Origin of the sequence: Streptomyces sp. AN091965 (assembly GCF_022698285.1) — a bacterium.
Classification (GTDB): domain Bacteria; phylum Actinomycetota; class Actinomycetes; order Streptomycetales; family Streptomycetaceae; genus Streptomyces.
On sequence record NZ_JALDMY010000001.1, the window covers coordinates 113,103 to 129,829 of the forward strand.

Genomic DNA, 16,727 nt, shown 5'->3' on the forward strand with positions numbered 1-16,727 from the left:
CGTGATGAGTTTTGAGGCCTACTTCGGGTTCACCGGTGACACCGCCACGATCTACCTCAGCGGGGATCTGACCGACAAACGGGTGCCCGCCGTGCGCACCCTGATCGACCAGGCGCTGTCGCGTCCGGTGAACCGGCTGGTGCTGCGCATGCACGGGCTGACCTCGCTGTCCGCGGCCGGGGTGCGCTGCCTGTGCTGCACCCAGCAGCAGCTGCCCGCGGGCGCGCAGATCGTGGTGGACGGCGCCTGCGACCGCGTCCGGCGCGTGCTGCAGGCCAGCGGCTTCGCCCAGGCCGTCACCCTCATCGAGGGCTCGCTGAGCCTGCCCGACGAGCCCGCCGCCGCCTGACCCCCAGCCCCCTTCCCCCGCTCTTTTTTGCCGTATGTCCCGTGCCTGTTTTTGTACGTCCCGCACCACCCGCGCTACCCAAGGGAGATTCTCCGACATGAAGGCTGTTGTGATGGCCGGCGGCGAGGGCTCACGGCTGAGGCCGATGACCTCGGACCTGCCCAAGCCGCTGCTGCCGGTCGCCGACCGGCCGATCATGGAGCACGTGCTGCGCCTGCTCAAGCGCCACCACCTGGACGACACCGTCGTCACCGTGCAGTTCCTGGCCTCCCTCATCCGCGAGCAGTTCGGCGACGGCAGCGCGCTGGGCATGCGCCTGAGCTACGCCACCGAGCCCTATGCGCTGGGCACCGCGGGCAGCGTGAAGAACGCCGCCGGCCTGCTGGACGACGAGCCGTTCGTGGTGATCTCCGGGGACGCGCTGACCGACATCGACCTCACCGACCTGATCGCCTTCCACCGCGCCAAGGGCGCCCTGGTGACGGTGTGCCTGACCCGGGTGCCCGAGCCGGTGGAGTTCGGCATCACCGTCCTGGACGGCGACGGGCGCGTGGAGCGTTTCCTGGAGAAGCCCACCTGGGGCCAGGTGTTCTCCGACACCGTCAACACCGGCATCTACGTCATGGAACCCGAAGTCCTCGACTACGTCGCCGAGGGCCAGAGCACGGACTGGTCCAGCGACGTCTTCCCCCGCCTGCTCGAGGAGGGCCGGCCCGTCTACGGCTACGTCGCCGAGGGCTACTGGGAGGACGTGGGCACCCACGCCAGCTATCTGCGCGCCCAGGCCGACGTCCTTGGCGGACGGGTGGGCGTGCAGCGCGCCGGGGTGGAGCTCTCCCCCACCGTGCGGGTCGACGCCAGCGCCCGCATCCACCCCACCGCCCAGCTGACGGGGCCGGTGTATGTGGGCCCCCACGCCCAGATCGGGGCGGGCGCCCGCATCGGCGAGCACACCGTGGTGGGCGCGCACGCGGTCATCGACCAGGGCGCCCAGCTGCGCCGCGTGGTGATGCACCCGCACGCCTACGCGGGCCCCGGCGCCGTGCTGCGCGGCTGCGTGATCGGCCGCAACGCCAGCCTGCGCCGCGACGTGCGCATCGAGGAGGGCAGCGTGCTGGGCGCGGGCTGCGTGGTGGAGGAGGACGCCCTCGTCGCCGCCGACGTCCTGGTCTACCCGGGCAAGACCATCGAGGCGGGCACCACCGTCAACGACAGCCTGATCTGGGAGTCGCGCGCCACCAAGTCGCTGTTCGGGCCGCGCGGCGTGCGCGGCCTCCTCAACAGCCAGGTCACCCCCGACCTCGCGGTGCGCCTGGCCAGCGCGTTCGCCACCACCCTGCCGCGCGGGGGCAAGGTCACCGTGGCCCGCGACCACGGCGTGGCCGCGGCGGTCCTGCTGCCCGCCATGATCTCCGCGCTGCGCGCGGCCGGCCTGGACGTGCGCGACCTGGGACACGTGCCGCTGCCGCTGGCCCGCCGCCGCACCGCCGACGACAGCCACGGCGGCATCGTGGTCACCACCACCCCCGGCAGCGAGGAAAGCGTCGACATCGTCTTCCTGGACGCGCACGGCATCGACGTCTCCCCCACCGCCCAGCGCGGCCTGGAGCGGGTCTTCAGCCGCCGCGAGTACCGGCGCGTGCTCTCCGGCGAGATGGGCCGCCTGCAGGCGTCACCCACCAGCATCGAGGAGTACGCCGATGAACTCACCGCCCGCCTGGGCACCCTGGAGGGCGCCGGCCGGCGCCTGAAGGTCGTGGTGGACGCCGCCTGCGGCAGCACCGCCCTGACCCTGCCCGCCGTCCTGGGCCGGCTGAGCATCGAGGCCTTGACCGTCAACAACGCCCTGGTGCCCGCCTCCAGCACCGAGACCGCGGCCGAACGCCGCGCCGCCCTGCACACCCTGGGCCACTTCGTGGCCACCTCCGGCGCCGACTTCGGCGTCCGCTTCGACCCCACCGGCGAGCGCCTGTCCCTGGTCGACGAGCGCGGCCACATCATCGCCGACGACCGCGTCCTGCTGCTCCTGGTCCGCCTGCTGACCTCCCAGGCCGGCGGCGGGCGCACCGCGGTACCGGTCACCGTCAGCCGCGCGGTGGAACAGAGCGCCCTGGCCCACGGCGGACAGGTCCGCTGGGTGGCCACCGCCCCGGGCGACTTGAACCGCGCCGCCGCCGGCGGCGGCTTCATCCTGGCCGCCGACGGCGAAGGCGCCTTCGTGCTGCCCCAGTTCAGCATCTACGCCGACGGCGTCGCGGCCTTCGTCAAGATCGCCGCCCTGCTCTGCCAGGACCACACCACGCTGAGCGAACTCATCGCCCCGCTGCCCGCCGTGCACGTGCGCCAGCGCGATCTGCCCACCGCCTGGCGCGTCAAGGGCCAGGTCATGCGCACCGTCGTCGAAGCCGCCAGCGGCCGCCGGATCGACACCACCGACGGGGTGCGCGTCCTGGAGGACGACGGCCGCTGGGCCCTGGTCCTGCCCGACGCGGCCGCCCCCCTCACCCGCCTGTGGGCCGAGGGCCCCGACCCCGCGGCCGCCGACGCCCTGCTCGACGAATGGAGCGCGGCCGTACGCGGCTCCGCCGCCGCCTGACCCCCGCCCCCCGGCCCCTCACCGGGGGGTGTTCGTGCCAGGGGTGCGGCCGGCGCCCGCGGCGGGAGGCAGACCTCAAGCCCCCTGTTGCCGCGGGCGCCGGCCGCACCCCTTTCTTGTCCTTGGCCGGCTTCCTCCCCAGGCCTCTTGCCGCCCCCGCCCCCGCCCCCTTCCGGAACTGGAGGGGGCGGGGGCGGGCGCATCAGCGCCGGCCGCAAGGGGTCAGGTGCCGTGCAGGCGGGTGCGGGTGCCCGGCAGCGGTTTGGGCACCGGCGCGGGCAGGGCCACCCCGGGCGGGGCCGGGGTGGTCATGTCCCACACCCCCTCCCCCGCTCCCGCCCCGGCGGGCACAGCCGGCACAGCCGGCGCGGCGGTGGCGGCGATGGCCTCCTCGACGGCCCGGGTCAGCTCCTCGGCGGTGGGCACCCCGTCGATGCGCCGCTGCCCGGCCACGATCACCGGCACCATCGTCACCTGCGCCGGGCCCCGGGCGTGGGCCAGGCTCTGCTGATGGGCGCGGGCGTAGCGCGCCGACATGATGGCCGCGCGGAAACCCGCCCGGTCCAGGCCCGCCTCCACCGCGAGCCCGGCCAGGACCGTGGGATCGGAGATGTCCTGCCAGTGGTGGAAGTAGGCGCCGAAGACCAGGTCGGTGTAGCGGGCCCCGGCCCCGTGCTCACGCGCGTACTGATAGCCCAGCAGCGCCATCCGTGCCCGGCGCAGCGGGGTGCCCGGCGGTCCGGCCAGGTGCACGCCGCGCTCGGCGCCCAGCGGGCGCACCGAGTTCTCCCACACCCCGCGCGGGTACTCCCCCGCCTCCTCCACGCAGTTGGGGTTGACCTCGAAGGGATGGAAGGCGGGGGCGGCGTCCTGGCCGTGCAGGGCCTTGGCCAGCACATGCCGGGTGATCAGGCTGTAGGGGCAGATGAAGTCGAACCAGACATCGACCGTGACGGTCATCGGGCCTCACTTGGACGCGGGAGCAGAAGAGGAGGTGCCCACAGCACCGGAAGCACCAGGAGTTTCGGGAGCACTAGGAGTTCCGGGAGTTCCGGGAGTTCCGGGAGTTCCGGGAGGGCGGGGGGTGCGGGGGGTGCGGCGGGGGGTGGCGTAGCGGCGCAGCAGGGGCTGTTCGACGGCCGTGTGCAGCACCCAGGCCGCCAGCAGGGTCAGGGCGCAGGCCAGCAGGAGCAGGCCCGCGGCCGCACCGGTGCCAAAGGCGCGCTGTGCGCCCAGGGCGCGGTGGCCGTGGAACTGGATGAGGCGGTGCAGCAGGTAGAAGGCGAAGGACAGTTCGCCCAGGCGGACCAGGGGGCGGCTGGCCAGCAGGGTGCGGGCCCCGCTGAGGTCGGCGCGCGCGCCCGCGGCGACCAGCCAGGCCAGCGGGGCCGCGCCCAGGGCGGCGATGCCGTAGGCGACGGGCAGGGCCAGCGCCAGCAGGTAGGAGGCCGCCAGGGCCAGCACCGGCAGGGCCAGGCCGCGGCCGGGGAAGCGGCCGGTGGCCACCAGGCGGGCCATCACCATGCCCAGGACGAACTCCGCCGCCCGCACCGGGGGGAAGGCCAGCAGGAACCAGTACTGTTCCTCGCTGATGGCCAGCCAGTGCATGTGCGGGCCGGCGGGCAGCAGCACGGCGGCCAGCACCGGCAGCGCGGCCACGGCGGCCGTCAGGGCGGCGGCCCACCACCACAGGCGCTCGGCGCGGATGCGGCGCACTCCCGCCCACAGGGCGGGAAAGGCCAGGTAGAACAGGGCCTCCGCGCTCAGCGACCAGCTGACCGGGTTCGCGCTGAGGATGACCTCCACATCCGGCTGCCAGGCCTGCACCAGCAGCAGGTTGCGCAGCAGCGCGGGCCGGGGCAGACCGGCGGCGGCCAGCAGTGCCGCGGCGGCCGCCAGCGTCACCAGGTGACTGGGGTAGATCTTGACCAGGCGGCGGCGCCAGAACGCCCGCCAGGTGTCCTTGGAGCGGGCGGAGAAGGCCAGCACGAAACCGCTCAGCACGAAGAAGAACGACACCCCCGTCCAGCCCGCCTGGCTGACCGCCTCATGGAAGGCGGCGTTGACCTGCCGGTCGGCGAAGAGGTTCTCGTAGGAGGCGTGGAAGCAGAACACCAGCAGCGCCGCGGCGAAACGCATCCCGGTCAGCGACGGCAGCCGCCGGGCCGGGCCCGGCCCGGCGGGCCCGTGCACGCCCGTCCGGTCGCGGGCACCCGGCACGGCCCGCAGCGGGTGCCTCACGGCCGCGGACCGGGCAGCGCGGCAGCAGGGGTGCGCAGCAGGCGGGGCACCAGGGCCAGCGCGGCCAGCGCCAGCACGGCGGCGACCGCCAGGCCCGCCCCGAACGCACCGAAGACGCCCGAGGCGCCGGAGGCAGGGGTGGTGCCTGGGCCGGGGCGGGCGGTGAAGGCCAGGCCGGTGAGGGTGACGCCCAGGGCCATGCCGAGCTGGGCGGCGGTCTCCAGCACCCCCGAGGCCGCGCCCGCCAGCGCAGCGGGCACCTCGCGCAGCGCGGCGGCGAACAGCGGGCTGACTCCCAGGCCCTGCCCGAGGCCGATCACGGCCAGGCAGCCAAGGAGCACGGCGGGGGCGGGCCGGGCCGCGCTCACAGCCGTGGCGCCCAGCAGGGCCAGGGTGCCCGCGGCGTTGAGGGCGTAGCCGGCCGCCAGCAGCCGGGTGCCGATACGTTCCTGCAGCCGCGGGGCCGCCAGCGAGGCGGCCACGAACATCAGCGCCAGCGGGGTGAAGTACAGCCCCGCGCGCAGCGCGCCGTAGCCCAGTTCGCTCTGCAGATGCCAGGTGAGCAGGAAGAACAGTCCGGCGTTGCCGGCGAAGAAGGCCACCGCGAGCGCGCCGGCCGCCCCGAAGCGGCCGCACGTGAACAGGCCCGGGTCGATCACCGCCTGCCCGCCGCGGCGGGCCAGGGCCCGCTCGTAGGCGATGAAGAGGGCGGCGCCGGGCACGAAGGCGGCCAGCATCACCGTGCTCCACAGCGGCCACCTCGCGCCGTGGCCCAGGGTCAGGGGCACCAGCAGCAGGGCCAGCACGGCACTCAGCAGCAGCGTGCCGCCCCCGTCCAGCCCCGCGCCGCCAGGACCCCGGCGGGCAGGGCGGGCGGGGCGGGGGGCGGGGGGCAGGGTGAGGGCGGCGCCCAGCAACAGCAGCAGTCCCAGGGGGACGTTGAGAAGGAAGACCGGGCGCCAGGACATCCCCAGCAGGTCGGCCTGCACCAGCAGGCCGCCCGCGAGCTGGCCGGCCACCGAGGCGCCGCCGATGGTGGCGCCGAAGGCGGCGAAGGCCCGGGCCCGCAAGCGGCCACTGAAGGCGGTCTGCAGCACCGACAGGACCTGGGGGTAGAACAGGGCCGCGCCCAGCGCCTGCACGAGACGAAAAGCGATCAGCGCGGGGGCCGAGCCCGCCAGGCCGCAGGCCAGGGAGGCCGCGGTGAACACCGCAAGACCGGTCAGGAACAGCCGCCGGAAGCCGTAGCGGTCGCCCAGGCGGCCGCCGGCGACCAGGAACAGGCCGTAGGCCAGCAGATAGCCGGAGACCGTCAGCTGGGCCTGGGCGAAACTGGCGCCCAGGCCCGTGCGCACGGCCGGCACCGCCACGTTGACGATGAACCCGTCCATGATCGCCATGAAGGTGCCGCCCAGGACCACCGCCAGCAGCCAGCCCCGGCGCCGCACGCCCGCACCGGCGGGCACGCCCCCCTCCTGCGCAGCAGCGGGGGCGGGTGCGGGGGCGGGGGGCTCGGCGGGGGTGCGGGCAGAGACGTCTGTGTCCGCCACGGGGCAGCTCCTTGACAAGGACACCGGCCGGCAGACAGACCGGCAGCGGGGCAAAAGGGGGGCAGCAGGGAAAGTCCGGGGGTGTCTCCCAGCCTCGGGCGCCCGGCGCCGGGGCGGCAACGCCGACTTGCGCAAGACGCAGCCGCCTACAGGCCGCGCCCGCAGCGGATGCCGTACAGGGCCAGCTCCCAGATCCGGGCCAGCTGTTCGGGGGCGCTCTTGCAGGTGTCGCAGCCGCCCGGGCCGCAGCTGCGCAGATAGGACTCCACACCGGCCACCAGGTGCTGCACCAGGGCCAGGACGGTGCGCGTGTCGCAGCCCGCGCGCAGCTGGCCCGCGGGCATGGCCTCCAGCAGTTCCTCGATCACCGGCAGCCAGGCCCGCGGCCACAGGGCGGCGCCGCGGGCGCCCTCGCGTTCGCGGCTCAGGCGGGCCGCGGCGCGTACCGCGGGTTCCTCCTGGAGCAGGGCGGCCAGTTCCAGGGTGACGTCCACGACCGTCTCCAGGGCCGCCTCGCGGCCGCTGGCCAGCCGCTGGACGGCGTCACGGGTGGTGGTGAGCCCGCGCAGCTGCACGGTGTCGGCCAGTTCGTCCTTGGTGGGGAAGTGGAAGGTCAACGCGCCCATGGAGATCCCCGCCGCCTTGCTGATCCGGCCAAGGGACGTGCCGTGAAAACCGGCGTGGTCAAAGGCCACGGCGGCTGCCTGCACCAGAGCCTCGCGGGTGCGTGCGGCGCGTTCCTGTTTCACTGTCGACTCCCTTGGGGACGTGGGACACCCCCGCGCACCACGCAGCGGTACGGGGGGCGAAGGCGGTACACGAGCGGTCAAGTCCCGGCACACGGCCGGCAGCCACCGGCCCGCCCACCGGCCCGGCCCGCGCCCCGCCCCCGCCCCCCTGGCCGCGCACACCACCCCGGCCGGGCGGACGGGTGCCCGGGGCGGACGCCGGGCAGGCGGGCACCGGGGCGAAGGCGCGCCAGGCGGGCACCGGGGCGAAGGCAGGGCGGGCGGGCACCGGGGCGGAGGCAGGGCGGGCGGGCACCGGGGCGAAGGCAGGGCGGGCCGGTACCGGGGGGCTGCTCACCCGCCGGTGGGTGCGGTACGCCCTCCCGCACGCTTCACCCACCGGCGCGGGCGGCGAAGCCGGCGTGCTGCGGCGTGCGTTCACCGGCGCGGGCACCCGCCTCACGCGGTCACCGGTGCCGTCCGGCAGCGCGGGCCGCACACGCACGCGGGGGCAGATGCTGTCCAGCGGCGCGGGCCGCACACGTACACGGGCACCGGTGCCGTCCGGCGGGGCGGGCCGTACGCGCACGCGGGCACCGGTGCCGTCCGGCGGGGCGGGCCGTACGCGCACGCGGGCACCGGTGCCGTCCGGCGGGGCGGGCCGTACGCGCACGCGGGCACCGGTGCCGTCCGGCGGGGCGGGCCGCACACGCACGCGGGCACCGGTGCCGTCCGGCGGGGCGGAGGGCGGGTGCGCGGGCCGGGCGGCGCGGTCTGCCGGTACGCGGGCCGAAGCCTGCCCGTGGCCGGCGCCTGCGGGTGCGGGCGGCGGCGGGGGCGGTGAACTGCCGGGCGCAGGGGCCCGGTCGGGCGGTGCGGGTGCCCTGCTCCTGGGGCCGGGTGCCGGGTGCGGCGTGCTGCGCGTCACCGGGGCCCTCCTTCCACCACGACCGACGTACCGGACTTTGAGCTTCCGACGCGGGAGGGGACACCACAACGCCAACGTGGGAAAGCCTCAGGCCTTTTTCCCTCCCCACTCCCCCTCTTTCCACAGTTTTTCGCCCTTTCGTCCGACCGGACACCGAAAGCCCGGACTCTCCCGGCAACCCCCCAAAGCACCACACCACCCCCACACCAGCGCCCCGGCCGGAGCACGGCACCGCACCCGGCCCGGCCGGGAACGGAGCACGGGGAGGGAGTACGGGCCGGAGTACGAGGCGGAGTACGAGGCGGAGTACGGGAAGGGGTGCGGGGCGGAGTACGAGGCGGAGTACGGGAAGGGGTGCGGGGCGGAGTACGAGGCGGAGTACGGGAAGGGGTGCGGGGCGGAGCGCGGGGAGGGGTGCGGGAGGGGGTGACGGGAGGGGGGCGGCGGGGCCTGGGGGGCGTTCACGCGGGCGTGAAGTCCCGTGCGGGGCGCTGGAGTTCACCAAGTCGCACCGGTACGCTCCCCTCTCTCGAAAACAAAGCGAACGTTCGCTACGCTTTTTGGGTCGGACACGTCACGGAGGGGAACGACCATGGCCGGACAGCAGCAGGTGGGGGTGGCGTCGGCGGCGGGGGGCGGTGATCCGCTGCCCGCGTTCGCCGCGGCGCTCTTCGGGCATCTGCCGCGCGCCGATCAGCGGCGCTGGGCGCAGGGGTATCTGCAGGGGCTGCTCTCGACACCGGGCAAGAAGTCGGTGCGGCGCCTGGCGGCGGCGATCTCCGATTCGCCCACCGCCTCGCAGTCGCTGCAGCAGTTCATCAACGCCAGTCCCTGGGAATGGGATCCGGCCCGCAAGGAGCTGATCCGCTACGTGGAGCAGCGGGGCGCCCCGCGGGCGTGGATCATCGCCACCGCGGTGCTGCCCAAGCGCGGGGGGCACTCCTGCGGGGTGCACCGGCGGTTCGTGCCCGAGGCCGGGCGCACCATCAACTGCCAGCTGGGGATCGGGGTGTTCCTGTCGCTGGGCGAGATGCAGCTGCCGGTGGACTGGCGTCTGATGCTGCCCGAGCAGTGGAACGCCGATGAGCGGCTGCGCGAGCGGGCCCGGATCCCATCCGTGGCCCGGCACCGGCCGCTGTGGGCGCACGCGGCGGACCTGGCGGGCACGCTGGCCCAGCGCACCCGGCACGCGCCCGCGCCGGTGGTGGCGGACATGAGTGACCACACCGATGTCGCGCAGCTCATCGAGCAGCTGCACCGCCAGGGCCGGGCGATGGTGGTGTCGGTGCCGCCGGGGATGGGGGTGTGCCCGGCCACCGCCCGCACCGGCGCCTCGCATCTGGGCGCCCACAGCCCGCACGGCGCGCGGCAGTTCCTCTACCAGCACAGCACCCGCCATCCGCACGTGGTCACCGTCACCACGCCCGAGCACGGCCAGCGCCACATCCGGATCCTGTCCGGCCTGGTCCGCCTGCCCGGCACCACCCACACCCTGCGGATCTTCACCCAGTGGCGGCCCAGCCTCCAGCGCCCGGCCCGGGTATGGGTCTCCAACCTGCTGGACGCGCGCCTGGACGAGCTGATGTCCCTGGCCCAGCTGCACGCCCGCACCCGCGCCACCATGACCCACCTGGAACAGGAGTGCGGGCTGCTGGACTTCGAGGGGCGCTCCTACCCCGGCTGGCACCACCACATGACCCTGGTCTCGGCCGCCTACGCCTACAGCCGGCTGTGCGCACCGGCCGCCGACCAGCCCCTGCCCCGCACCGCCTGACCCACCCCCGGCCCGGCCGGGCCCTCCGCCCCCGGGAGCCCGGCCCCCGGGCCCCGGCCCCGGCCCCCGGCCCCGGCTCGGCCCATGACCCGCCGGGCGGGCCCCATTTCCGGCGCCGGGCCGCGGCAGGCACGGGCCGGGGCCCGGGCCCCGGCGCACCCGCACCCCCTGGGCCGGGGCGGGTGCGCTGCACGGCCCGCACACGGCGCACTCCGGACCGCCCACCCCCCTTCTTCTCGTACGCGGGCCAGGACCCGGTGCGGCATACAGCAGGCCGGGACCTGCCGCGGTGCGCCCGAGGCACGGCCCTGGCACCCGCCGCGGCCGGGCGCTCCGGGCGGCCACCCCCGGCACAAGGGCGCAAGGCGGCCGGGCGGCCGCAGCACACAGCCCAGGCACCGGCACCTGCCCGAGCCGCACACGGCGGACTCCGCACACACCAAGTCCGGGCACCCCGGACCGGGCACCCCACGGGGCCGGGTGCGGCAGGCTTCGCGCAACCCCGGCCGGACGCCCCGGGGTTGCGGCCCCGCGGCCGGGCGCTCCAGGCGGCCACCCCCGGCACACAGGCGCAAGGCACCCGGGCGGCCGCGGCACACAGCCCAGGCACCGGCACCTGCCCGAGCCGCACACGGCGGACCCAGCACACGCCAAGGCCAGGCGCCCCGGACCGGGCACCCCACGGGGCCGGGTGCGGCGGGCCGGGCGCGCCGAGGCTGCGGCCCCGGGGACGGACGGCGGGGGTCAGGCGGCGGTCCAGCCGCCGTCGACGGCCATCGCGGCCCCGGTGACGAACGAGGCACGCGAACTGCACAGCCACGCGGCAGCCTCGGCCACCTCCTCGGGACGGGCCATGCGCTTTTGCACGGAACGGGCCACGAAAGACTCCTCCAGCGCGGGCACCTGGCTCAGCACATCGTCCATCAGCTCGGTGCGGGTACTGCCCACCACCAGCGCGTTGACCCGGATACCCTGACGGCCGTACTCCTCAGCCGCGGCCCGGGTCAACCCGATCACCCCGTGCTTGGCCGCCACATACGGCGCCGCCGCCCCCGTGGCCACCACCCCCGCGACACTGGCGGTATTGACGATCGCACCACCGCGGCCGCACTCGAGCATCTGCGTGATCTGCGCCTTCAGACAGTTCCAGGCCCCACGCAGATTCACCTCCACAATCCGGGCGAACACCTCGTCATCCGTCTCGTGCAGCCGCGTGCCCGCAGTCCCCCAGCCCGCATTGTTGAACGCCGCGTCCAGACCGCCAAAGACATTGACCGCCTCCTTCACCGCCCGCGCCGCGTCCTGGGCCACCGTGACATCCCCCGCCACCGCCAGCGCCCGCCCGCCCCCCGCCTCGATCTCCCCCACCAGCGCACGCAACCGATCCTGACGCCGCGCCATCAACACCACCGCCGCACCCTCCGCAGCAAACAACCGCGCCGCGGCCGCACCGATCCCGCTCGAGGCCCCCGTAATCATCACCGTCGCCCCGCCCAACAGATCCCGCCCCGCTCCCAGACCATCCCTCACCAGCAAACCCCTCCCCTAGCGAAAACAGTGAAAACCACTTCCGACACCCACTCCGAACACCCGCTCCGGCACCCGCTTCAGCGTCCGCGCCGCATCCGCGGGCCCTGACGAAACCCGCATCCGCCGCACACCCGCACCCGCACCCGCACGGCCGGCACACCGCCATACACGCGCACCCACCGGACCCGCCGCACACACCCGCCCCGCACGCCCGGCCCGGCCCCGCACCCCGGCAGCAGAAACCTTTCCCCACACCAGACCCGCAGAACACCCCGCCACCAGCCACCCCACCCGGCCCGCACCGCACACGCCCCCACACCCACGCCCCAGGAACAGCGCGCGGGACACACAGCAGGACCACGAACGAAGCAGACCCCACACAGGCACAGGAACAGGAACAAGGCCAGAAGCAAGGACACAGGCAGGCGGCAGGCCATGTCCCAGGCGGGACAAGCCGCCGCACCCCGCAGCACCAGCACCAGCACCAGCACCAGCACCAGCACCAGCAGCGTCCCCGGGACGGGGCGCATACGAACGGCACGAAGCACGGAGCCCGAAGCAGGGGGCATGGAGCCCGAAGCAGCGGACCCGGGGCAGCGGACCCGGGGCAGCGGACCCGGGGCAGCGGACCCGGGGCAGCGGGCCCGGGGCAGCGGGCGGGGCGGGCCGCGGCAGGCGCGCGGGGCGCCGCCCGCGCCGCGGCTAGCCGAAGAAACCGGCATGACGCCTGGCCCAGTCGGCGAAACCGGCCGGAGCGCGGCCCGTGACCTGCCGCACCCCCGCACTGACCCCCGCCTTCGCCCCCGCCCGCTGACGCTCGGCGCTCTCCAGCAGAGCCCGCGCATACGGCTCCGGATACCGCGCACGCCACAGCCGCCAGGCCTCCTCCACCCCCATCTCCTCAAACCGCAACGGCCGCCCCAAAACCCGCGCCAGCACCCGCGTCTGCTCCCGCGCACACACCGCCACCGGCCCCGTCAGCTCATAACAGCGCCCCTGATGCCCGGGCTCAGTCAGCACCCGCGCAGCCACCGCCGCCACATCCCCCGGATCCACACACGCATTCACCGACGACCCGTACACCGCCCGCACCACACCCCGCTCACGCACCAACGGCCCCCAGGCCAGCGCCTTGGACATAAACGCCCGCGGCCGCAGCACCGTCCACCCCAGACCACACTCCCTCACCCGCTGCTCACACACCCGCTGCCAACACGTGATCACATCCCCCGCCCCCGCATCCGCCACCGCCAGCGCCGACACCTTCACCACATGCCCCACCCCCACCCGCACCGCCGCCCCCAACACCCGCTCATCATGATCAGGACGCAACGGATCACTCGTAATCACCAACAACGCATCCATCCCCGCCAACGCCCGCTCCAACGAAACCCCATCACCAAAATCCGCCCGCACCACCACACCCCCCACCCCCGCCCGCACCGCCGCCCCCGGATCACGCGTCAACGCCCGCACATAACACCCCGCCCCCACCAACTCCCCCACCACCAACCGCCCCACCGTCCCCGAAGCCCCCGCCACCACCACCCGCACACCACCCCCACCACCCCCACCACCCTTACGGATCCCCCCACTCGAACCCCACCCACCACCTACGCCCCGGCACCCGGACAGGACACCCGCACCACCCACAGAGCCCGCACCACCCTCCACACCCCCGCCGCCACCGGCACCGCCCCGGCCCAAACCACCACGCACACACGCACCACCCGCCTCACCCGCATGGCCCGCGCCACCCACACCACCCGCCTCGCCAGCACGGCCCGCATCACCCCCACCACCGGGCAGCCCCCCGCTGCCGGAGCCGCCCACACCGCCAGCCGGGCCTCTGCCACGGGCACCACCCCCGCCTCGCGCACCGCCCCCACTGCCCGCCACACCCGCACAATCCATGCCCCACCTGCCACTTGAACCGCCAACACCACCCGCACCACCACCGCCGGAGCCGCCGGTACCGCCGGAGCTGCCGGAACTGCCGGAACTGCCGGAGCCGCCGGAGCCGCCGGAGCCGCCGGAGCCGCCGGAGCCGCCGGAGCCAGCCTCGCCCCGTGCACCGCCCGCACCGTCTGCTACACCCGTATAACTCCCGTCGCACCCGCCACTTGAGCCGCCGACACCACCCGCACCACCACGACCACCACGGCCGAAGCCGCTACCCATGCCGCCGGAGCTGCTGGTACTGCCGGAACTGCCAGTGCCGCCGGTCCCAGCCCCACTCCGCGCACCGCCCACACCGCCCGTACGGTCAGCTGCCTGCCAGCCCTGCGCACCGCCCCGACCGCCGCACCCGCTCACACCGCCAACGCCACCAGCGCCACCCGTACCAGCCACTGCGTCAGCAGCCGCCGCACGGCCCGGGCCTCTCACACGGCCCACACCAGCCCCGCCACACGCACCACCAACACAAGCCACACCCCCCGCACCGTCAACTCCCTCTGCACCGGCGGCATCTCCCACACCACCCGCACCATGCGTACCGACCGGAGCGGATGCACAGCTCACGCCCCCGGCACGGCCCGCACGGCCGACACCGACCGCACGGTCAGCCCCCTCCACACCCCCGGCGCTCTCCCTGCCGCCCGCACTGCCCACACCACGGGCCCCGCCCGAACCATCCACACCAGGCGCGCGCTCAACTCCCCCCGCCTCAGCGGCATCCCCCACCCCGCCCGCACCACACCCACCAGCCACACCAGCCGGGCCAGCCACACCAGCCGGGCCAGCCGGGCCAGCCACACCAGCCGGGCCAGCCGGGCCAGCCGGGCCAGCCGGGCCAGCCGGGCCAGCCGGGCCAGCCGGGCCGAACGCCCTGCTCGCCTCCTCGGCACTCCCCGCTCCACCAGCACGGACCGCCTCCGCACGGGCTGCGCGGGCGGCGTCATCGGCACGGTCAGCGCCGTCCGCCCCGCCGGCACGGTCCGCTCCTGCCTGCCGGCCCCCGCCACCGGCGCCCGCCCGGACAGTACGCTCCGCACCGGCCGTACTCCCCCAGCGGGCCACCGTGCGGGCGACGCTGCCCGTGCGGGCGGCCGCACCTGTCCCGTGATCCGCCGCACCCTGAACCGTAGACGCCCCTGCCGGTAACAACACCCCCACCGCCCCCGTCCCCCCCTGCTCGCCGGCTACCGGCCCCGGCCAGGATCCAGATCAATCGCGGCCGCAGCCTGCGCCCGCGCAATACCCGGCAACAGCAACTGCCACATACGCACAATCCGCTGCGGCAACGCCGCCGTCGTCCCCGTCAGATGCGCATGCTGCTGCGTACCCGTCATCGCCCCCACCACGAACTCCGCCACCACCTCCGGCTCCACCCCCACCGCCAACTCCCCCTGCTCCCGCGCCACCTCCAGCCAGCCCTGGAAAATCCTCTCCCACTCATAAAACGACGTATCGTCCTCAATCCCATGACTCCGCTGCTCCACCGCCAACCGCACCCCCGCCCGCAACAACGGATTCACATTCAACTGATGCGCCCACACCAACGACAGATCCACCAACCGCTGCAACCCCTGCGAATGCACCCGCGGCACCATCACCTCCGGCTGCGCACGAATCACCGCACGCGCCAACGCCTCCTTACTCTCAAAATGGAAATACACCGCCCCCAACGTCACCCCCGCCCGCCGCATAATCTCCCGCATACTCGCCCCCCGATACCCCAACTCATCAAAAGCCAGCGCCGCCGCCCGCAGAATGTCATCCCGGGTCCTCACCGCACGCTCCTGCTTAGGCTCCACCATCGAGCGTCCCCTGCCCTTCCTCGCCACAAAAACGAACGGCCGTTATTTTACGCCCCCACCCCACCCCCACACCAGGCCACCAACCCCACCCAAACCCACCCCACACACCAACCCACCGACCAACCCACCCGCCCCCGGCCCGGCTGGCCTCACGGACCGCCCACCACCAACCCCCAACACAGGCAGCGGCAGGGCGGGACTGGAAGCCGAGCGGTCCGAACCCGTCCGAGCACAAGACGACCTCAAGTTCGGCTTCCTCGCGGGCGACCTCGCCGTCGGCGAGCGCGTAGAGGTGCTCGACGCGGGCTTTCTTGGCAGCGCAGCCGGGATCGCAGAAGGCCTTCCAAGCCTCTATGCGTTGAAACGAGACGCTCTCCAGGGCGCGTACCGAAAGCGGCACGGGGCACCCTCCCGCCAGGCACTGCCCCGCACCGCGGGCGGCCATCACGTTCACGGCCAGCGCGCACTCATCGCAGACCAACCCGCCCGACCTCGGCACGGACGCCGGACGCCTGCCCTTCCTACGGGCCTTGGCCAAGGAGGGCGCCCTCCATGTCGGCCACGCCCGCGCCGCCGTCCGCGGCCTGCGCTGTCCGGGGCGCACCCGACAGCACCATCGTCCAGACCCTCGCGACCGCCGTGGGATCCCTGTCCGGCCGCCTGATGTCACACCGATGGCTCTCGAAGAGGGAGTGGGGCCTCGGCTCGTCTGTGTTTGCGTGGTGAAACCGGTGACGGATTCCACCGGTCCGACCTCCCCGGGTCAGCTGGTTCATCAGATCGGTTCCCTGGGAGCCGAGCATGCCCTGGGAGGCATCTGTGAAGCTCCCCCGCGCTGCCGTCGCATCCCTCGCCACCGCCCTGATCGCCGGTGGCACCGTCCCGACCGCGGCCCCTGTCAGTGCCGCCGGCCCGACGCTGCACCAGGGGTGTGCGCAGTCACTCCGCTCTCGCCCCAGACCCGGACCCTGACCCGGACTTGGGCTCCTTGGGGTTTCCTGCCCCAGTGCCCGAGTCCTGCAAAAAGTACACCGACAAACTCATTGCCACGCTCGCGCCCTCCGGACTGCCGAGCATCCCGGCGCTGCCCGGCCAGCTGATCGAAAGCATCATGTCCATGGTGGACATCGGCACGTACATGCCTCAGATCCCCGGACTCCTCGCCGAGGCCAAAAGGACCTGCGATCAGCTCCACAAGGCTCTGTGATGCTCACCGACCCCAAGGTTCGCCTCCTGCGCGGCGCCCGGGAGTGAGTAGCCGCCTGCGGGC

12 protein-coding genes are annotated in these 16,727 nt (G+C 74.4%); 4 read left to right on the forward strand and 8 right to left on the reverse strand.

Going from position 1 to position 16,727, the window contains the following annotated elements:
• Positions 1-4: 4 nt before the first annotated feature.
• Positions 5-349, forward strand: a complete 345-nt coding sequence (locus tag MQV74_RS00530; RefSeq protein WP_242714005.1) for an STAS domain-containing protein — start codon at positions 5-7, stop codon at positions 347-349.
• Between the two features lie 97 nt (positions 350-446).
• Complete coding sequence (locus tag MQV74_RS00535) at positions 447-2,945, forward strand: sugar phosphate nucleotidyltransferase (protein WP_242714006.1); 2,499 nt, start codon at positions 447-449, stop codon at positions 2,943-2,945.
• A gap of 222 nt (positions 2,946-3,167) precedes the next feature.
• Here MQV74_RS00535 and MQV74_RS00540 read toward each other — a convergent pair whose 3' ends face one another.
• From MQV74_RS00540 to MQV74_RS00555, 4 genes are all read right to left on the reverse strand, one after another.
• Complete coding sequence (locus MQV74_RS00540) at positions 3,168-3,905, reverse strand: DsbA family oxidoreductase (RefSeq protein WP_242714007.1); 738 nt, start codon at positions 3,903-3,905, stop codon at positions 3,168-3,170.
• Positions 3,906-3,911: 6 nt separating this feature from the next.
• Positions 3,912-5,186 (reverse strand): acyltransferase family protein, encoded by a 1,275-nt coding sequence (locus MQV74_RS00545; protein ID WP_242714008.1) that lies wholly within the window; start codon positions 5,184-5,186, stop codon positions 3,912-3,914.
• Entirely contained in the window at positions 5,183-6,736 is a 1,554-nt protein-coding gene (locus MQV74_RS00550; protein ID WP_242714009.1) for an MFS transporter, read from the reverse strand. The genes MQV74_RS00545 and MQV74_RS00550 overlap by 4 nt, the downstream gene beginning before the upstream one ends.
• Before the next feature lie 146 nt (positions 6,737-6,882).
• Positions 6,883-7,485, reverse strand: coding sequence for a TetR/AcrR family transcriptional regulator (locus MQV74_RS00555; protein ID WP_242714010.1), 603 nt, complete (start codon positions 7,483-7,485; stop codon positions 6,883-6,885).
• A 1,499-nt stretch (positions 7,486-8,984) separates the two neighbouring features.
• Here MQV74_RS00555 and MQV74_RS00560 point away from each other — a divergent pair.
• Positions 8,985-10,166 carry an IS701 family transposase gene (locus tag MQV74_RS00560; protein ID WP_242714011.1) on the forward strand — a complete coding sequence of 394 codons (1,182 nt, stop codon included), beginning with the start codon at positions 8,985-8,987 and terminating at the stop codon, positions 10,164-10,166.
• A 744-nt stretch (positions 10,167-10,910) separates the two neighbouring features.
• Here the strand turns inward: MQV74_RS00560 and MQV74_RS00565 are convergent.
• From MQV74_RS00565 to MQV74_RS00580, 4 genes are all read right to left on the reverse strand, one after another.
• Entirely contained in the window at positions 10,911-11,645 is a 735-nt protein-coding gene (locus MQV74_RS00565) for an SDR family NAD(P)-dependent oxidoreductase (RefSeq protein ID WP_242728464.1), read from the reverse strand.
• A 753-nt stretch (positions 11,646-12,398) separates the two neighbouring features.
• Positions 12,399-13,250, reverse strand: a complete 852-nt coding sequence (locus MQV74_RS00570; protein WP_242714012.1) for an NAD(P)H-binding protein — start codon at positions 13,248-13,250, stop codon at positions 12,399-12,401.
• A 965-nt stretch (positions 13,251-14,215) separates the two neighbouring features.
• Positions 14,216-14,632, reverse strand: a complete 417-nt coding sequence (locus tag MQV74_RS00575; RefSeq protein ID WP_242714013.1) for a hypothetical protein — start codon at positions 14,630-14,632, stop codon at positions 14,216-14,218.
• A gap of 207 nt (positions 14,633-14,839) precedes the next feature.
• Complete coding sequence (locus tag MQV74_RS00580) at positions 14,840-15,457, reverse strand: ScbR family autoregulator-binding transcription factor (RefSeq protein ID WP_242714014.1); 618 nt, start codon at positions 15,455-15,457, stop codon at positions 14,840-14,842.
• 1,006 nt (positions 15,458-16,463) lie between these two features.
• Between MQV74_RS00580 and MQV74_RS00585 the strand changes: the two genes are divergently transcribed.
• Positions 16,464-16,664 (forward strand): hypothetical protein, encoded by a 201-nt coding sequence (locus MQV74_RS00585; RefSeq protein ID WP_242714015.1) that lies wholly within the window; start codon positions 16,464-16,466, stop codon positions 16,662-16,664.
• The last annotated feature ends 63 nt before the right edge of the window (positions 16,665-16,727 follow it).